The sequence below is a fragment of the Streptomyces sp. NBC_01439 genome, from assembly GCF_036227605.1.
Classification (GTDB): domain Bacteria; phylum Actinomycetota; class Actinomycetes; order Streptomycetales; family Streptomycetaceae; genus Streptomyces.
This window is the reverse complement of record NZ_CP109487.1, coordinates 4,489,923-4,506,594: the sequence shown is the minus strand read 5'-3', so window position 1 is coordinate 4,506,594 and position 16,672 is coordinate 4,489,923. Positions and strand designations below refer to the sequence as shown.

The 16,672-nt window shown below is 71.5% G+C and carries 16 protein-coding genes and 1 pseudogene; 13 read left to right on the top strand and 4 right to left on the bottom strand.

Annotation, left to right across the window (positions count from 1 at the left end):
- Positions 1 to 24: 24 nt before the first annotated feature.
- Together OG207_RS20115 and OG207_RS20110 are read left to right on the top strand one after the other, a co-directional pair.
- A complete protein-coding gene (locus tag OG207_RS20115) occupies positions 25 to 540 on the top strand; it encodes a SigE family RNA polymerase sigma factor (protein ID WP_329099863.1) in 516 nt (171 codons plus the stop codon).
- Between the two features lie 58 nt (positions 541 to 598).
- Complete coding sequence (locus OG207_RS20110; RefSeq protein WP_329099862.1) at positions 599 to 1,849, top strand: hypothetical protein; 1,251 nt, start codon at positions 599 to 601, stop codon at positions 1,847 to 1,849.
- A 6-nt stretch (positions 1,850 to 1,855) separates the two neighbouring features.
- Here OG207_RS20110 and OG207_RS20105 read toward each other — a convergent pair whose 3' ends face one another.
- Together OG207_RS20105 and OG207_RS20100 are read right to left on the bottom strand one after the other, a co-directional pair.
- Positions 1,856 to 3,571 (bottom strand): bifunctional 3'-5' exonuclease/DNA polymerase, encoded by a 1,716-nt coding sequence (locus OG207_RS20105; RefSeq protein WP_329099861.1) that lies wholly within the window; start codon positions 3,569 to 3,571, stop codon positions 1,856 to 1,858.
- 250 nt (positions 3,572 to 3,821) lie between these two features.
- Positions 3,822 to 4,691 carry an NAD(P)H-binding protein gene (locus tag OG207_RS20100; protein ID WP_329099860.1) on the bottom strand — a complete coding sequence of 290 codons (870 nt, stop codon included), beginning with the start codon at positions 4,689 to 4,691 and terminating at the stop codon, positions 3,822 to 3,824.
- Between the two features lie 96 nt (positions 4,692 to 4,787).
- On the opposite strand from OG207_RS20100, the gene OG207_RS20095 reads away from it, so the two are divergent.
- Complete coding sequence (locus OG207_RS20095; protein ID WP_329099859.1) at positions 4,788 to 5,201, top strand: winged helix-turn-helix transcriptional regulator; 414 nt, start codon at positions 4,788 to 4,790, stop codon at positions 5,199 to 5,201.
- A complete protein-coding gene (locus tag OG207_RS20090; protein WP_402696771.1) occupies positions 5,171 to 6,385 on the top strand; it encodes a DUF2786 domain-containing protein in 1,215 nt (404 codons plus the stop codon). The genes OG207_RS20095 and OG207_RS20090 overlap by 31 nt, the downstream gene beginning before the upstream one ends.
- Here OG207_RS20090 and tatA read toward each other — a convergent pair.
- Complete coding sequence (gene tatA / locus OG207_RS20085) at positions 6,382 to 6,618, bottom strand: Sec-independent protein translocase subunit TatA (protein ID WP_329099857.1); 237 nt, start codon at positions 6,616 to 6,618, stop codon at positions 6,382 to 6,384. The two genes, OG207_RS20090 and tatA, sit on opposite strands and share 4 nt — an antisense overlap.
- Positions 6,619 to 6,938: 320 nt before the next feature.
- On the opposite strand from tatA, the gene OG207_RS20080 reads away from it, so the two are divergent.
- Positions 6,939 to 7,184, top strand: coding sequence for a DUF397 domain-containing protein (locus OG207_RS20080; RefSeq protein WP_329099856.1), 246 nt, complete (start codon positions 6,939 to 6,941; stop codon positions 7,182 to 7,184).
- A gap of 110 nt (positions 7,185 to 7,294) precedes the next feature.
- Here the strand turns inward: OG207_RS20080 and OG207_RS20075 are convergent, their stop codons facing one another.
- On the bottom strand, positions 7,295 to 7,804 hold the full coding sequence (locus tag OG207_RS20075; RefSeq protein ID WP_329099855.1) for an ATP-binding protein: 510 nt from the start codon (positions 7,802 to 7,804) through the stop codon (positions 7,295 to 7,297).
- A 342-nt stretch (positions 7,805 to 8,146) separates the two neighbouring features.
- On the opposite strand from OG207_RS20075, the gene OG207_RS20070 reads away from it, so the two are divergent.
- The 8 genes and pseudogenes from OG207_RS20070 (at position 8,147) to OG207_RS20035 (ending at position 16,615) form a co-directional block, all read left to right on the top strand.
- Positions 8,147 to 9,025 (top strand): helix-turn-helix domain-containing protein, encoded by an 879-nt coding sequence (locus OG207_RS20070; RefSeq protein ID WP_051880232.1) that lies wholly within the window; start codon positions 8,147 to 8,149, stop codon positions 9,023 to 9,025.
- Positions 9,026 to 9,114: 89 nt separating this feature from the next.
- The gene (locus OG207_RS20065; protein ID WP_329099854.1) at positions 9,115 to 10,572 is read left to right on the top strand and encodes an aldehyde dehydrogenase family protein; all 1,458 of its coding nucleotides are present in this window, start codon (positions 9,115 to 9,117) and stop codon (positions 10,570 to 10,572) included.
- A 61-nt stretch (positions 10,573 to 10,633) separates the two neighbouring features.
- A pseudogene (gene mrdA / locus OG207_RS20060) lies at positions 10,634 to 12,712 on the top strand (penicillin-binding protein 2); the annotation flags it as partial.
- Positions 12,713 to 12,833: 121 nt separating this feature from the next.
- Complete coding sequence (locus tag OG207_RS20055) at positions 12,834 to 13,346, top strand: DinB family protein (protein ID WP_329099853.1); 513 nt, start codon at positions 12,834 to 12,836, stop codon at positions 13,344 to 13,346.
- A 37-nt stretch (positions 13,347 to 13,383) separates the two neighbouring features.
- Positions 13,384 to 13,998 carry a PadR family transcriptional regulator gene (locus OG207_RS20050; RefSeq protein WP_329099852.1) on the top strand — a complete coding sequence of 205 codons (615 nt, stop codon included), beginning with the start codon at positions 13,384 to 13,386 and terminating at the stop codon, positions 13,996 to 13,998.
- A gap of 76 nt (positions 13,999 to 14,074) precedes the next feature.
- Positions 14,075 to 15,001, top strand: a complete 927-nt coding sequence (locus tag OG207_RS20045; protein WP_402696766.1) for an ATP-binding cassette domain-containing protein — start codon at positions 14,075 to 14,077, stop codon at positions 14,999 to 15,001.
- The gene (locus OG207_RS20040) at positions 14,998 to 15,780 is read left to right on the top strand and encodes an ABC transporter permease (RefSeq protein ID WP_329099850.1); all 783 of its coding nucleotides are present in this window, start codon (positions 14,998 to 15,000) and stop codon (positions 15,778 to 15,780) included. The genes OG207_RS20045 and OG207_RS20040 overlap by 4 nt, the downstream gene beginning before the upstream one ends.
- A 76-nt stretch (positions 15,781 to 15,856) precedes the next feature.
- Positions 15,857 to 16,615 carry a MerR family transcriptional regulator gene (locus OG207_RS20035; RefSeq protein WP_329099849.1) on the top strand — a complete coding sequence of 253 codons (759 nt, stop codon included), beginning with the start codon at positions 15,857 to 15,859 and terminating at the stop codon, positions 16,613 to 16,615.
- The last annotated feature ends 57 nt before the right edge of the window (positions 16,616 to 16,672 follow it).

The window sequence follows — 16,672 nt, the reverse complement described above, 5'->3', positions numbered from 1 at the left end:
GGGACGGACGCGAGGGGGGAGCAGATGCGCCACGGGCGCAGGGACGGGTTCCGTGAGTTCGCCGCGGGCCGCTCGGGCCCGCTGTACAGGTCGGCATGCCTGCTCGTGGGCGGGGACACCCACCTCGCGGAGGACCTGGTGCAGGAGACCTTGGGGCGGATGTACCAGCGGTGGGGCCGGATCTCCCGCATCGACAATCCGGCGGCCTACGCCCAGACGGTGCTGGTACGGGTCTTCCTCACGCACCAGCGCCGTCGTTCGGCGGGCGAACGGCCGGTCGGGGACCTCCCCGACCGGGGTGCGCCCGCGCCGGGCGGCGGGGATCCGGCGCTACGGCTGACGCTGCTGGAGGCGCTGGGCCGGCTGGCGCCCAAGGACCGGGCGGTGCTGGTGCTGCGCTACTGGGAGGACCGCAGCGTCGAGGAGACCGCCGACGCGATGAACGCCTCCTCGGCGGCGGTCCGTACCCGGACCTCACGGGCGCTCGCACGGCTGCGGGAGCAGCTGGGCGGCAGCCTCACCGCCTTCGTGGACCACTGACACCGCCGGTCCGTTCGCTCCTCCGACCGCACCCGGCAAACGGAAGGCCTGGTTTCCCATGTCCTTTGAAGACGAACTCGCCGAAGCCCTCCGGCGCACGGGGGCGGGCTTCACGGCCGACCCCGGTGCCCTCGCCGAAGCGGGTGAGCGGCGGGGCCGGCAACTGGCGCGCCGCCGGGCCGCCGTGGCCGGCGGATCCGCGCTGGCCCTGGTCCTGATCGCCACCGCGGGGGCCTACTCCGGCGGCCTGTTCGCCGACTCCGGGGCCGCGGGCGCGGTCCGTGTCGCGGCGCCGGCGCCGAACCCGCCGGGCAACGGGCGGCTGACCGGCACCGGCGCGGTCACCGCCGAGCAGATGATCGCCAACCTGAAGTCGCTCCTGCCGGGCGGTCGACTCACCGAGCCCGAGGCGCGGGGCACGGACGCCGAGCTGGGACCGCGGGTCGGGGTCGTCTACGACGACGGGAAGGGCCCGGCGGCCATCTCCCTCAGCCTCCAGCGGGTGGACCCGTTCGGCAGCGGGGCCCGCGCACAGACCGAGTGCGGGGACGAGAACCTGCACGCCTACGACGCCTGCCGGACCGAGCAGTTGCCGGACGGCTCCCGGCTACTGCTCCACCAGGGGTACGAGTACCCGGACCGCCGTACGGACACCAAGGTCTGGCGGGCCGTGCTGGTGACCGCGCAGGGCTTCCTGGTCGACGCGTCCGAGTGGAACGCCGCGGTCGACAAGGGCGCCCCCGTCTCCCGGACCGACCCGCCGCTGACCATCGCGCAGTTGAAGACCCTGGTCACCTCGGACACGTGGCACCCGGCCCTGAACGACCTGCCGGCGGCCGATCCCGAGCCGGCGCCCGCGCCGGAGTCGATCGTCCTGCGGGACCGGAAGGCCGTGGACGCCCTGGAGCAGTTGCTGAACCAGTTCGCGATCACCGTCCCGATCGTCTCCAAGGGCGGGCAGGGGTCCTACGGCTACGTCGTGCACGACGACGGCAAGGGCAAGTCCCTGGTCCAGATCAACGTCCAGCCGAACGCGAACCCCTCGGGCTTCACCGGGAACTCCGCCGTCACCGAGGAGTCCGACGGGACCAAGGTGAAGGTCATGGCGGGGCCCGGCGAGAAGGACAGGAGCGTGACCCAGTGGAAGGTGGACACCCTGCGCAAGGACGGGCTGCGCGTGGTGGTCAGCGCCTTCAACACGGCGGACCAGAACGGTCCGACCACCCGCCCCGCACCCGCGCTGACGATGGCGCAGCTGCGGCAGATCGCGCTCGCCCCGGAGTGGAAACTGACGGCGCCCGCCGGCTGATCCCCCTCACTTGGCGTCCGCGTAGCACTCCACGACCGCCGTCGTGAACGGGAAGCGGACCGGGGTGTCACCGAAGGCGATCCGGCCGGCCCGCTCGCCGGCGGCCCGGATCGCCTCCACGACGGCCCCGGCCTCCTCGACCGGGCAGTGCACGATCACCTCGTCGTGCTGGAAGAACACCAGCTCGGCCCGCATTCCGGCGGTCGCCTGCCGCAGGGCCGCGAGCAGCAGCAGGGCCCAGTCGGCCGCACTGCCCTGGACGACGAAGTTGCGGGTGAACCGGCCGCGGGCCCGGGTGTTGGTGGAGGCGTAGCTCGGGGTCCAGCCGTCGTCCCGGTCCTGCGCGGTCCCGGCCCCGCCCTCCCCGTACCCCTCGCCCGGGTCGACACCGCCGTCACCGGCCTCGTCCCCCTCGCCGGAGCCGGCGGGCGGCGGGCAGGTGCGGCCCAGCCAGGTCCGTACGAGCCGGCCCTCCTCCCCGGCCTTCGCCGCGTCGTCCACGTACGCGACGGCCCGGGGGAAGCGGCGGCGCAGCGCGGCCAGGTTCTTCAGGCCGTCCCCGGAGGTCTGGCCGTAGACGGCGCCGAGCACGGCGAGCTTGGCCTTGTCCCGGTCGCCCGAGAAGCCCTGGCGGGAGACGGCGGTGTAGAGGTCCGAGGCCTCCCCGGCGACCTCCATGAAGGCGGGGTCGCGGGAGATCGCGGCGAGGACGCGCGGCTCCATCTGGTCGGCGTCGGCGACGACGAGCCGCCAGCCGGGGTCGGCGACCACGGCCCGGCGGATCACCTTGGGGATCTGCAGGGCCCCACCGCCGTTGGTGACCCAGCGGCCGGTGAGGGTGCCGCCGGGGATGAACTCCGGGCGGAAGCGGCCGTCCCGGACCCAGTCCGCGAGCCAGGCCCAGCCGTGGGCGGTGTAGATCCGGTACAGCTTCTTGTACTCGATCAACGGCTCGACGGCGGGATGGTCCAGCTCCTGGATCTCCCAGCGGCGGGTGGACCTGAGCTTGATCCCGGCCCCGGCGAAGGCCTTGATGACGTCGGCGGGCAGATCGGGGCGCACGCGCCTGCCGAAGGCCTCCGACACGCGGTCGGCCAGCTCGGCGAGGCGCCGGGGCTCCCCGCCGCCCGCGTACCGCTCACCGAGCAGCTCGGTCAGCAGGGCGCGGTGCACGTCGGCCCGCCAGGGCAGGCCCACGCGGTTCATCTCGGCGGCGACGAGGAAGGCCGCCGACTCGGCGGCGGCGAGCAGCCGCATTCGGTCGGGGTGGGCGGTGGCGCCGAGCCGCTCCGTCTGGTCGGCGTGGACGGCGAGCAGGGCGTCCAGGGGGACCGGGGCGGGCTGCGGCTCGAAGAGGGAGTCCTGGGCGCGGGGTCCGGCGGCGCGCGGGCGCGGATCGGGCGGTACGGGGGTGTGGGTGAGCCGGGCCCAGGCGGCGGCCGCCGAGCGGGGCTCCCCGAAGCGGCCCTCGTGGCCGAGGAGCAGCAGCTCGGCGTCCTCGATGTCGTGGCACCGCTCGACGCGGGTGCCCGTGGCGAGCAGGCGGGGGTAGACGGCCGCGGTGGACCGCCAGACCCAGCGGGTGCCGGGCGGGGCGGAGCGGATCGCTTCGGCGGGGTCGCGGACGCGGAGCCGGACTCCGTCCGTGGGGGGTACGGGCGCGGCGTGCCACCACCCGTCGCCGTCCTCGGCGAGGGCCCACCGGGGAGTGCTGTCGCTCATGGGTGCGAGTGTCCCACCGGGGTCTGACAGTGGCCGTGCCGCCGTGCCGCCGTGCCGCCGTGCCGCCGTGCCGCCGTGCCGCGGGGGTGCGGGGGTGCGGGGGTGCAGGTCCGCGGGGCAGGTGCGGCGCCGTCGCCGGAGGCCAGCCCCCGGACCCCCGCGCCTCAAACGCCGGCGGGGCTGGAGATCGGGCCGGTGGGGCTGGAGATCGGGGCTCCGCCCCGGATCCCCGCGCCTCGAAATCTCCCAGCTACTGCTGGGAGGTACCCCCTGCGGGGCTGGGCATCGGGGCTCCGCCCCGGATCCCCGCCGCCGTGGCGTAGATCTCCAGGGCCGGGCGCGGGGGGCGGCCGAGGAGGTGGCGCAGGGTGCCCGTGTCCGGAGCGTCCAGGAAGCCCGCCGCGACGGCCGAGTACGTGGCCACCAGCATCGGGGGTTGGAAGGGCGCCGCGGCCGGGCCGGAGAGGGCGCTGCGGGCCCGGGCCAGCGAGCCCGGGGCGTAGCGGGCGCCCACCGCCGCGGCGAGGTCCGTTCCGCCCAGCGGGCGGTCGCCCACCAGCTCGTGGACCTGCCCGGCATGCGCGTCGGGTGCCAGGGCCACCCGGACCGCCACCTCCGCGAGGTCCTCCCGCCCGACCGCCGCAAGCCGGCCCGCGCCCAGCGGGGCGGTGATCACCCCGTCGGGCCCCGGCGCGGCGAGCGCGGCCAGCAGCTCCGCGTACAGGCCGTTGCGCAGGACGGTCCAGGCCAGGCCGGAGCCGCGCAGGCGCCGCTCCGTCCAGCGGTGCGCCAGTGCGTACGGCAGGTGGTCGCCCGCCCCGGTGAGGCTGGTGTAGACGACGTGCCGCACCCCGTCCCGCTCGGCGGCCGAGACGGCGGCCCCGTGCCGCGCGATGACCTGGTCGTCCTCGCCGTAGCCGGCGGAGATGAGCAGCAGGGTGTCCACCCCGGTGAAGTCGAGGGAGTCCGGGTCGTCGAAGTCCACCCGGACCTGACCGGGGCCGTCCGGGGCGCGGGTGCCGAACCGTACCTCCGGCCGGCCCGCATCGACAGGGTGGTCCGCCAGCCGGCGCGCGATCAGTGAGCCGAGTCCGCCGGAGGTGCCGGTGATCAAAAGCATGGGGAGTCCTTCGTGTTCGCGCCCGTCGGCCTGATTGGCTTCAGGGGCGGGAACATCGTGTGCCGAAGGGTGCACGACGCGTAAGGAGGCACTTCCATGTCAGTAGGGCACACCGGGATAACCACCCCCGAGCCCCTGCCCGAGCCGCTGCTCAGCTGCGACGACGACTGCGGCATCCGCGACGTCCTCGACCGGCTCGGCGACAAGTGGTCCGTCCTCGTCGTGGTGGAACTCGGCGCCGGCATGCGCCGGTTCAAGGAGCTCCAGCGCGCGGTCGACGGCATTTCGCAGCGGATGCTCACCCTCACCGTCCGCCGCCTGGAGCGCGACGGCCTGGTCACCCGGACCGTGCACGCCACCGTGCCGCCCCAGGTCGAGTACGAGCTGACCGACCTCGGCCGCAGCCTGACCCTCCTGGTCAAGGGCCTCGCGGAGTGGTCGCTGGAGCACCGTGCACGGATCGAGGCCGCCCGCCGGGAATGGGACGCGAAGGCGGACATGCCAAGCTGAGGGGTGTGAGAGACCTTGCCGAGACCGTCGACCGAGCCTTCGCCGCCGCCCTCTACGCCCAGGATGACGCCGGGCTGGACACCGGCGCCTCGCTGCTCGTCGCGGACCAGGGGGGCTGGCCCGCGGTCGGGCGGGAGCTGCTGGCGCGCGGGGAGGCGTACGTACGCCAGGGCTGGGAGCGGGGCTGGCAGCCGGCCGACGTGCTGCGGCTGGTCCGCCGGGACCTCGACGAGCGGCACCTGCGGATCACCGGGGACCTGATCGCCGCCGAGGCGCGCCGCTACGCCCGGCTCCCGGCGCGTTGGGGCGCCGCCGAGGTGTGGTGGACGGGCGACGAGGAGTACGCCGACCGGCTCGCGCAGCGGGAACGGGCCGACCGGTTCACACTGGCCACCACCTTCCTGGAGGTGCTGCGGCTGCTGATCCGGCTGCCCTCGATAGAACCGGTGGGTCCGCTGCCCGGTGACCCGGTCGACGCGCTCGCCGAGCACGCCCACATCGAGCCGCGCATGTTGGGCCGGATCCGGGCCCTGCTCGCCAAGGCCGAGGCGACGACCTTCCCGGACGAGGCGGAGGCGCTCAGCGCCAAGGCCCAGGAGCTGATGGCCCGGCACACCGTGGACGAGGCGCTACTGGCGGCGAGCGGCAGGGGACCGGCCCAGGTGCCCGGCGCCTGCCGGATCGGTGTCGAGCCGCCGTACGAGGAGGCGAAGGCGGTGCTGCTCGACGCGGTGGCCACCGCCAACCGCTGCCGGGCGGTGTGGAACAGCGGCTTCGAGTTCTCCACGGTGGTCGGCTTCGAGAGCGACCTGGAGGCGGTGGAGCTGCTCTACACCTCGCTGCTCGTGCAGGGCACGGCGGCGATGACCCGTGCGGAGGCCGCGCAGCGCTCCGGCGGGCGCAAGCGGACGAAGACCTTCCGGCAGTCCTTCCTGCTCGCCTACGCCAGCCGGCTCGGCCACCGGCTCGCCGAGACCGCCGAGCACGCGGCGACGGAGGCCCCCGACAACCTGCCGGCCCTGGTGGCCCGCGACGTGGCGGTCACCTCGCGGGCGGAGGAGATGTTCCCCCGGACCACCACGACCCGGCTGCGCGGCGCCACCGACCACGCGGGCTGGGAGGACGGCACGGCCGCCGCCGACCGCGCCCACGTGGGCGGCAGGCAGAAGCCGCTGCCCCGCTAGGGAGTGCCCGTGCCCGCGCCCGTGCGCGGGACTGCGGGCGCGTTCGTACCTGCGTCCTGACCCGCGTCCCTAGGGGACTCCTCCGAGCGCAGGGCGTGCGCCTCCGACTTCAGGATGCGCATCGACCGGCCCAGCGAGCGGGCCATGTCGGGAAGCTTCTTGGAACCGAACACGAGCAGGCAGACCACCAGGAGCACGAGCAGGTGCCAGGGCTGGACGGCGTTGCGGAACACGGGCGTTCCACCTTTCGGGCGGGTCGGCTTCTTTTCGAACGACCGGTTCATGGAACAGGCCCGGCCCGGGTCAGGACAAATCTGAAGAAGTCCTGAAAGTCGTTGCGCTCGGCGCCATGGTTCGGGGCGCAGCGCGGCGACACCGGGACGGCGTGAGGGCGATACGGGAGCGTCGGGTGTCACGATGGGGTGATACCCGCGAGTAGGACCTGTCTGTGATCAACGGAGCACCCCGCGTGCACGTGCATCTGCCCGTGCAGCAGCTTATGAACACAGCTATGATCCGGAGGAGTTGACATCTGCACTATCGGGGGCTTCCTGTGGACCACGCGTACAACGGGATGGCATCTGCAGAACTCGCTACCTTGTTTGAGCTGACGTGGCAGAAGAGCCGACACAGCAACTCGCAGGGTTCCTGCGTGGAGTTCGCGCGGCTGCCGGGAGGCGATGTCGCCATGCGCAATTCACGCTTTCCCGATGGGCCGGCGCTCGTCTACACGCCGGCCGAGATCGAGGCCCTGCTCCTGGGCGTCAAGGACGGCGAGTTCGATCACCTGATCAACTGACGGAACAGCGCGCCCATCAAGCCATGCACGTGCACTGGCCGGGACCGATCGCAATGATCGATCCCGGCCAGTTGTCTTGTGTTCGCCCTCGGTCGGAGGCCGGCGGCCGTTCAGTCCTGGAGCAGGAAGAGCGCCCAGACCACCTTGCCGGTCAGCCGGCCCGCGAGCGGGTGCCAGCCCCAGCTGTCGCTGTACGAGTCCACCAGGAACAGCCCGCGCCCGGACTCCAGGTCGAAGTTCTCCTCGGTGTGCTCCGGCGAGAACGCCCCTCCGGGCCGGTCCTCGCTGGGGTCCCGCACCGCACACACCAGCCGCGTGCTCCACCGCATCAGGTGCAGCCGTACGGGCGGCTCCGGTTCGGCGTCCGCCCCCCGCGCGTCCTCGGGCAGGGCGTGGCGCAGCGCGTTGGTGACGAGTTCGGAGACGACCAGGGCCACATCGTCGAAGCGGTCGTCGAGGCCCCACTGGGACAGGGTCGAACGACAGAAGGAGCGTGCTCCGCGAACGGCGTCGTAGCGAGCGGGAAGGGCGCAGGAGGCGGACCCGGAGACAGCCGTGGGGTCGACCGGGGGCAGCCCCTGCCGTAACGGCTCGAGCATGGTCGATCCATTCGTCCCCATGCGAGGCACTCCCGGGATTCGCGGGCGGAGCGGTCATCTCCGTCCAGAAAGAACTGCGGGGTGGGTCCGGCGCCGGCGCGAACAGCACGCAGGTGCGCGGGGACCATCGTTCCGAATGCTCGAGCCGGATGCAAGGGCAGATGCACGTGCACGCGCCGGACCTGTCCACTCCCGTGACGGTTCTGACTCATTTCTTCCTACGCATCCTGACGGACTTCTTTTCGCGAAGACGGGATTCCGTTACAGAACGAGTACGAGCCGATGCGTTTTGGTGGCAGACTGCGGCCCCTGGGGTACGGGGGTCCCAAGACGCTCGCGCACACCACGCGCGTGCCAATTGAGATGGGGAGGGCAGTACTAGTGACCGCAGAAGCCAGCGGTTCCGTGGTGCGCCGCATCCTCCTGGGCTCCCAGCTCAGGCGACTCCGAGAATCCCGCGGCATCACCCGTGAGGCGGCCGGCTACTCGATCCGCGCATCCGAATCGAAGATCAGCCGCTTGGAGTTGGGAAGGGTGAGCTTCAAGGCGAGGGACGTCGAGGACCTCCTCACGCTCTACGGAGTCACGGACAGCACGGAGCGCGAGTCGCTGCTCGGTTTGGTCCGGGAGGCCAATGCGACCGGCTGGTGGCACAGCTACGGCGACGTGCTGCCCGGGTGGTTCCAGACGTACATCGGCTTGGAGGGCGCTGCTTCGCTCATCCGGATCTACGAAGTCCAGTTCGTCCACGGCCTGTTGCAGACCGAGGCGTACGCCCACGCCGTCGTCAGCCGCGGCATGCCCGGCGCCACCGCCGCCGAGGTCGACCGCCGCGTCGCCCTGCGCCTGGAGCGCCAGAAGGTCCTCGTCTCCGAGAACGCCCCCGTCTTCCACGCCGTCCTCGACGAGGCCGCGCTGCGCCGCCCGTACGGGGACCGCGAGGTCATGCGCGGTCAGCTGGAGCACCTCATCGAGGTTTCCCAGCGACCCAACGTGCAGCTCCAGGTGATGCCCTTCTCCTTCGGCGGGCACGCGGGCGAGAGCGGAGCCTTCACCCTGCTGCGCTTCCCCGAGTCCGACCTCCAGGACATCGTCTATCTGGAACAGCTCACCAGTGCCCTCTACCTGGACAAGGGCGAGGAAGTGGGGCAGTACGAGCGGGCGATGGAACGGCTCCAGGCGGATTGCCCCGATGCTGAGCGGACCAGGGATCTTCTCCGTGGCCTGCTCCAACTGTCTTGAATCGCACGTAGTATGACGTCTGATCAGTGCATGATGACCGATCGGTCTCCGGTGCAGCGCACGGGTGCGCGCTCGCAGTAAGGGATGGCATGTCCATATTCAGCGACCTGGCTCACCAGTACATCGACGGCGAATGGCTGGCCGGTACCGGTTCGTGGGACATCATCGACGTCAACCCCTTCAACGGGGAGAAGCTCGCCGCCATCACCGTCGCCACGGTCGAGCAGGTGGACCGGGCCTACCGCGGCGCCGAGCGCGCCCAGCGCGAGTGGGCCGCCACCAGCCCTTACGTCAGACGCGCGGTCCTGGAGCGCGCCCTGCGGATCACCGAGGAGCGCGAGAAGGAGATCGTCGAGGCGATGATCGACGAGCTCGGCGGGACGCGTCCCAAGGCCGAGTACGAGGTCCACCTCGCGATGGAGTTCATCCGCGAGTCCCTCCAGCTCGCCGTCCGGCCCGAGGGGCGGATCCTGCCCTCGCTGGTCAAGGGCAAGGAGAACCGGGTCCAGCGGCTCCCCGTGGGCGTCGTCACGGTGATCAGCCCCTTCAACTTCCCCTTCCTGGTGGCCTTGAAGTCGGTCGCCCCGGCCCTGGCGCTGGGCAACGCGGTCGTCATCAAGCCCAACCAGAACGCCCCGGTCGTGGGCGGCGGCGTGATCGCCAAGATCTTCGAGGACGCCGGGCTGCCGGCCGGCCTGCTGAACGTCCTGGTCACCGACATCGCCGAAATAGGCGACGCGCTCCTGACGCACCCCGTCCCCAAGGTCATCTCGTTCGCGGGATCGGACCGGGTCGGCCGGCACGTCGGGGCGATCGCCGCCCGCCACTTCAAGCGCACGGTCCTGGAGCTCAGCGGGAACAGCGCGCTCGTCGTGCTCGACGACGCCGACCTCGATTACGCGGTGGACGCGGCCGTCTTCAGCCGCTTCGTCTACCAGGGCCAGGTCTGCATGGCCGCGAACCGGATCCTCGTCGACGCCTCCGTCGCGCAGGAGTTCACCGAGAAGTTCACCGCACGCGTGCGCGCCCTCAAGACGGGCGACCCGCACGAGGCCGACACCCACATCGGCCCGCTGATCAACTCCTTCCAGGCCGACGCCCTGACCGCGCTCGTGGACCAGGCCGTGGAATCCGGTGCGCAGGCGCTCGTGCGCGGGTCTACGCGCGGCAACCTGGTCGAACCCACGGTGCTCGCCGGGATCCCCGATGACTCCCCGCTGCTGAGTCAGGAGATCTTCGGCCCGGTGGCCCTGCTGGTGGTCTTCGACGGCGAGGACGAGGCCGTACGGCTGACCAACGCGACCCCCTACGGGCTGAGCGGCGCCGTGCACACCCGGGACGTGGAGCGGGGCGTCCGCTTCGCCCAGCGGATCGAGACGGGCATGATGCACGTCAACGACTCCACGATCGGGGACGAGCCGCTGGCCGCCTTCGGCGGCGAGAAGGCCTCGGGTCTGGGCCGACTGAACGGCGAGGCCACGATCGAGGCCTTCACCACGCAGAAGTGGATCTCCGTCCAGCACGGCCGGACGACCTTCCCGTTCTAGGTCTCACAGGTCGCACCCCTAGACTCGGCCGGGCGTAGGAAGCCGCCCGGGGGAGAACGAGTTGAGCAACATACCGGAGACCGGCCGGACCCCTCGGGTCCAGAACCGTCTCGTCGTCATCCAGATCGTGGTCTTCTCGCTGTTGCTCACGCTGGGCGGACGCTTGTGGTACCTCCAGATACGCAACGGCTCGGAGTACACGGACGAGGCGAAGAACAACCACGTCCAGCAGGTGGTCCAGCCCGCCGTGCGCGGGTCGATCCTGGATTCGCGCGGGATCCCGCTCGCCGACAACGCGACCCACCTGGTGGTCTCCGCCAGCCGCACCGAGCTGCTGACCATGAAGGACAAGGGCAGGTCCGTGCTGACCCGGCTCGCCGGGGTGCTGGGCATGGACGCCCAGGAGGTCATCGACAAGGTCCGGCTCTGCGACGCCAAGACCAAGCAGCCCTGCTGGAACGGTTCCCCCTACCAGCCGATCCCGGTCAGCGACGAGGCCACCACCGAGCAGGCCCTGCAGATCCGCGAGCACCCCGAGGACTTCCCGGGCATCACGGCCGAGGCGACCGCCCTGCGCCGTTACGCGGCCCCGGACCAGGCCAACACCTCCCAGGTGCTGGGCTACCTCTCACCGGTCACCGACGAGGAGATCGCCAAGGCGAAGAAGTCGGACTCGCCGTACCTGCGTTCCGACCAGGTCGGCCGCTCCGGCCTGGAGCGCACGTACGACAAGGAGCTGCGCGGCAAGGCGGGCGTCACCCGCTACGAGGTGGACAACCTCGGCCGGGTCATCGGCCAGGGGCAGACCGACCCGGCGCGGCCCGGCTCGAACATCGTGACCTCGATCGACTCCCGGGTGCAGGCGGTGGCCGAGCGCGAGCTGAACAACGCGATGGTCGAGGCCCGCAAGGTCCGGGACAAGAACACGGGCCGCAACTACGAGGCCGACTCGGGCGCCGTCGTGGTGATGGAGACCAAGACCGGCCGGGTCGTGGCGATGGCCTCGAACCCGACGTACGACCCCAACGCCTGGGTGGGCGGCATCTCCGCCAAGGACTACGCCGGCCTGACCCGCAAGGAGTCGAACTACCCGCTGCTGAACCGGGCCATCCAGGCCCAAGCGGCGCCCGGCTCCATCTTCAAGGTGGTCACCTCGACGGCCGCGGTCAACGCCGGGTACCCGTTCAACAACCGCTACCCCTGCCCCAGCTCGTACTCGGTCGGCAACCAGACCTTCACGAACTTCGAGTCGCAGGGCCACGGTGACATCACCATCGGGCGGGCGCTGGAGGTCTCCTGCGACACCGTCTACTACGCCATCGCGGACCAGGAGTGGAAGAAGGACGGCGGCATCAAGCCGAAGAAGGACCCGAAGGACTGGTTCCTCAAGACCGCCCACGAGTTCGGGCTGGGCAAGCGCACCGGCATCGACCTGCCGAACGAGGTCCCCGGCCGGGTCCCCGACCGGAAGTGGAAGCAGGACTTCTTCGACGCGAACAAGGACGCCTGGTGCCGCGACGGCAAGAAGAACGGCTCCTTCGCCGAGAAGATCGCCTACGAGAACTGCCGCCAGGGCAACCAGATGCGTGAGGGCGACGCCATCAACTACTCGATCGGGCAGGGCGACACGCTGGTCACCCCGATCCAGATGGCCTCCGTCTACTCGGCCATCGCCAACGGCGGCACGCTCCACCAGCCCAGCATCGGCAAGGCGATCGTCAGCGCCGACGGCACCTCGGTCCAGGAGATCGCGCCGAAGGAGCAGGGCAAGCTGCCGATGGACGCGAAGACCCGTGACGACATCGACGAGGCCCTGGCGGGCGTCGCCACCAACGGCAGCGCGGCCTGGCGCTTCGGCGGCTGGCCGCAGAAGCAGATCCCGATGCACGCCAAGACGGGTACGGCCGAGGTCCAGGGCAAGCAGACGACCTCGTGGTTCGCCTCGTACACCGAGGACTACGCGATCGTGATGACGATCTCCCAGGGCGGTACCGGCTCGGGTGCCTCGGGTCCGGCGGTCCGCAACATCTACGAGGCGATGTACGGGCTCGACCCGACGGGCAAGCAGGACCTCTCCAAGGCCCTGCTCCCGCAGCCCGCCACCGCCCTGCCGGCGATCCGCCCCGACGGGGAGATCGAAGGCAACTGAGCGGCCAATGAGGACAGGATCTGACCTCAAAGCTCCGTAGCGTGTGTCGTGTCGGGGGGAGGAGCCCCCCGGCGCGACACCTCAGGACACCTCACGCACAAGGCGGTCGGTCATGGCTCAGATTTCCCCCGAAGTCCCCGGCGACGAGCGCGGCACCCTCCTCGCCTTCGTCGAGGCCCAGCGCACGGCGATCCGCGAATCGGTCCTCGGGCTCAGCGAGGAGCAGGCCGCGAGCCGCCCCAGCGCCAGCGAGCTCACCCTGTCCGGTCTGCTCAAGCACGTGGCCGAGGTCGAGCTGAACTGGCTGCGCCTCGCCCAGCAGGCGCCGAACGAGAAGGCGCGCACCCAGGAGACCTGGGGCGAGGCCTTCCGCCTGGTCGACGGCGAGTCCATCCCCTCGGTCCTCGCCTTCTGGGACGAGGTCGCGGAGCAGACGGCGGCCTTCGTCGCCGCCCTCCCGAGCCTGGACGCGACCTTCCCCCTCCCGCCGGCGCCCTGGTTCCCCAAGGACGCCAAGGTCTCGATGCGCTGGATGCTCCTGCACCTGGTGGAGGAGTTCGCCCGGCACGCGGGCCACGCGGACATCGTCCGCGAGTCCCTCGACGGCACCAAGGCGATGGGCTAGGCGATGGGCTAGCGGGGCAGGGGCTTAGCCTGGCCCCATGTCAGCGATCCGGCTTCTTGTCCTCGGTGCGGTCCGCCAGCACGGGCGGGCCCACGGGTACCAGGTGCGCAACGACCTGGAGTACTGGGGCGCCCACGAGTGGTCGAACACCAAGCCCGGATCGATCTACCACGCGCTCAAGCAGATGGCGAAGCAGGGCGTCCTGCACGCGCACGAGGTGGGGCCGAGCGCGGCGGGCGGTCCGCCGCGGACCGAGTACGAGGTGACGGACGCCGGCCGCGAGGAGTACTTCCGGCTGCTGCGCGAGGCCCTCGCGGCGTACGACCAGAAGACGGACGTGCTGTCCGCGGCGATCGGCTTCATGGTCGACCTGCCGCGGGACGAGGTGCTCGCGCTGCTCCGGGAGCGGATGGCGAAGCTGGCGCTCTGGCGGTCGTCGGTGACGGACTACTACACGCCGGAGGGCGGTCCGGAGGTGCTGGGCCACATCGGCGAGATCATGCACAGGTGGGTCCACTCCGCGGACGCGGAGGCGGAGTGGACGCGGGGACTGGTCGCCCGGATCGAGGGGGGCGCGTACTCCTTCGCGGGCGAGGGCGGCGAACCGTTCGTCGGGGTGCTGGCGGAGGGCCAGGAGAACCCGTACGCCTAATCAAGTTTGACTAGCTCGTGAGCGGGCACTACTTTCGCGGGTCGTAGTAGTCAAATTTGATTAACGAGGAGTGGCTTTGGCGATCTCCGTCGAAGGTGTGCACAAGCGTTACGGCGACCAGCAGGCCCTGGCCGGGCTCGACCTGGAGGTGGCGCCCGGCACCGTGCACGCGGTGCTCGGCCCCAACGGCGCGGGCAAGACCACGGCCGTGCGGATCATGAGCACCCTGCTCCGCCACGACCAGGGGGTGGTCCGGGTGGCGGGCCACGACGTCACCACGGACCCGGCGGCCGTCCGCGCCCGCATCGGGCTGCTGGGCCAGCACGCGGCGCTCGACGAGGAACTGGCCGGGCGGCAGAACCTGGAGATGTTCGGCCGTCTCCACCACCTGGGCGCGCGCCGCGCCGGGCGGCGCGCCGACGAACTGCTGGAGCGCTTCGGCCTCACGGACACCGGCCGCAAGGCGGTGAAGCAGTACAGCGGCGGCATGCGGCGCCGGCTCGACCTCGCCGCCTCCCTGATCACGGACCCGGAGGTGCTGTTCCTGGACGAGCCGACCACCGGTCTCGACCCGCGCGGCCGCGCCGAGGTGTGGGCCGCGGTCCGCTCCCTGGTCGGCGGCGGTACGACCGTCCTGCTCACCACGCAGTACCTGGAGGAGGCCGACCAACTGGCCGACCGGATCGCCCTGATCGACGGCGGCCGGGTCGCGGCCGAGGGCACGGCCGACGAGCTGAAGGCCCTGGTCGGGGCGGACCGGATCGTCGTGGTCCTACGGGACGCGGCCCGGCTGGCGGAGGTGGCGCGGCTGCTGCCCGACCCCGCCGTCGATTCCGACACCCTGACCCTGAGCTTCCCGGTGGAGGACCGCATGGCGGGCCTGGCCCGGACCCTGCGGACGCTGGAGGAGGCGGGCGTCGAGGCGGCCGACCTCGCCGTCCGGCGCCCCACGCTGGACGAGGTGTTCCTGCACCTGACCGACCGCGAGGGGGTGGCTGCATGAGCGCGGCGTGGGTGGTCTCGGATTCCTGGACGATGACCCGGCGCGAGCTGGCGCACTGGGCGCGGCAGCCGGTCCAGATGGTCGTCGGCCTGGTCTTCCCCGTGATGATGTTGCTGATGTTCGGCTTCCTGGTGGGCGGCGGGCGCGGGATCGACGGCGAGTACGTCGAGTTCTTGGTCCCGGGGATGCTCGCCCTGACGATGGCCTTCGGGCTGGAAGCCACCCTGACGGCCGTCACCCAAGACCTGAACAAGGGGGTGATCGACCGCTTCCGCGCCATGCCGATGTCCTCGTCGGCGGTCCTGGTGGGCCGCAGCGCCGCCGACGTGCTCCAGTCGGCCGTGGGGCTGCTGGTCCTGGCCGCGGTCGGGCTGCTGCTCGGCTGGCGCTGGCACGGCGGCGCGGCGGCCGCGCTGCTCGCCTTCGGGCTGCTCCTGCTGCTGCGCTTCGCGATGCTGTGGATCGGGATCTGGCTCGGCATGGTCGCGGGCCGGCCGGAGCTGGTGCAGGCGGTGCAGATCCTGGTGTGGCCGGTGGGGTTCCTGTCCAACGCCTTCGCCACGCCGGAGTCGATGCCGGGCTGGCTGGGAGCGGTGGTGGAATGGAATCCGCTCTCGGCGACGGCCACGGCCGTGCGCGACCTGTTCGGCAACCCGGCCGCGGCGCCCGCGTCGTGGGCCGCCGACCACGCGGCCCTGCTGGCGGTCGCCTGGCCGCTCCTGCTGCTCGCGGTCTTCTTCCCGTTGGCGGTGGGCCGTTACCGGGGCCTGAGCAAGTAGCCGCCGAAGAGGACTTGCACCTCACGCGGCGTGAGGAACCACAGTGAAGGGCGTACCCGAGCAGAGGAGGGAAGAAATGGGCTTCTCCGTGGGCCAGGTCGCCGGATTCGCCGGAGTCACGGTGCGCACCCTGCACCACTACGACGAGATCGGTCTGCTCTCCCCGAGCGGCCGCAGCGGCGCGGGACACCGGCGGTACGACGACGCCGACCTGGACCGGTTGCAGCGGATCCTGTTCTACCGGGAGCTCGGCTTCCCCCTCGAAGAGGTCGCGGTCCTGCTGGACGACCCGGAATCGGATCCTCAGGAGCATCTGCGCCGGCAGCACGCCCTGCTGACCGACCGGATCGCCCGGCTCCAGCAGATGGCCAAGGCCGTTGAGCACGCCATGGAGGCGAAGAAGATGGGCATCAACCTCACGCCCGAGGAGAAGTTCGAGGTCTTCGGGGACGAGGACCCGGAGCAGTACGCGCAGGAGGTGGAGGAGCGCTGGGGCGACACCGATGCGTACGCCGAGTCGCAGCGCCGGGCGGCCTCGTACACGAAGGGCGACTGGCAGCGGATCCAGGACGAGTCCGCCGACTGGGGCCGTCGGTACGTGGCGGCCATGGAGGCGGGCGAACCCGCCGACGGCGAGCGAGCGATGGACCTGGCCGAGGAGCACCGCCTGCACATCCACCGGTGGTTCTACGACTGCTCGTACGAGATGCACACGTGTCTCGGTGAGATGTACGTGGCGGACGAGCGGTTCACGGCGTTCTACGACGCGATGAAGCCGGGCCTCGCCGAGCACCTGCGGGACGCGATCCTGGCGAACGGCGTGCGCAGGGTGTAAGCGGAATGTTACGCATGCGACCCCCTCCCTACCTGGAACTGGGCGGGGGTCGTGTGC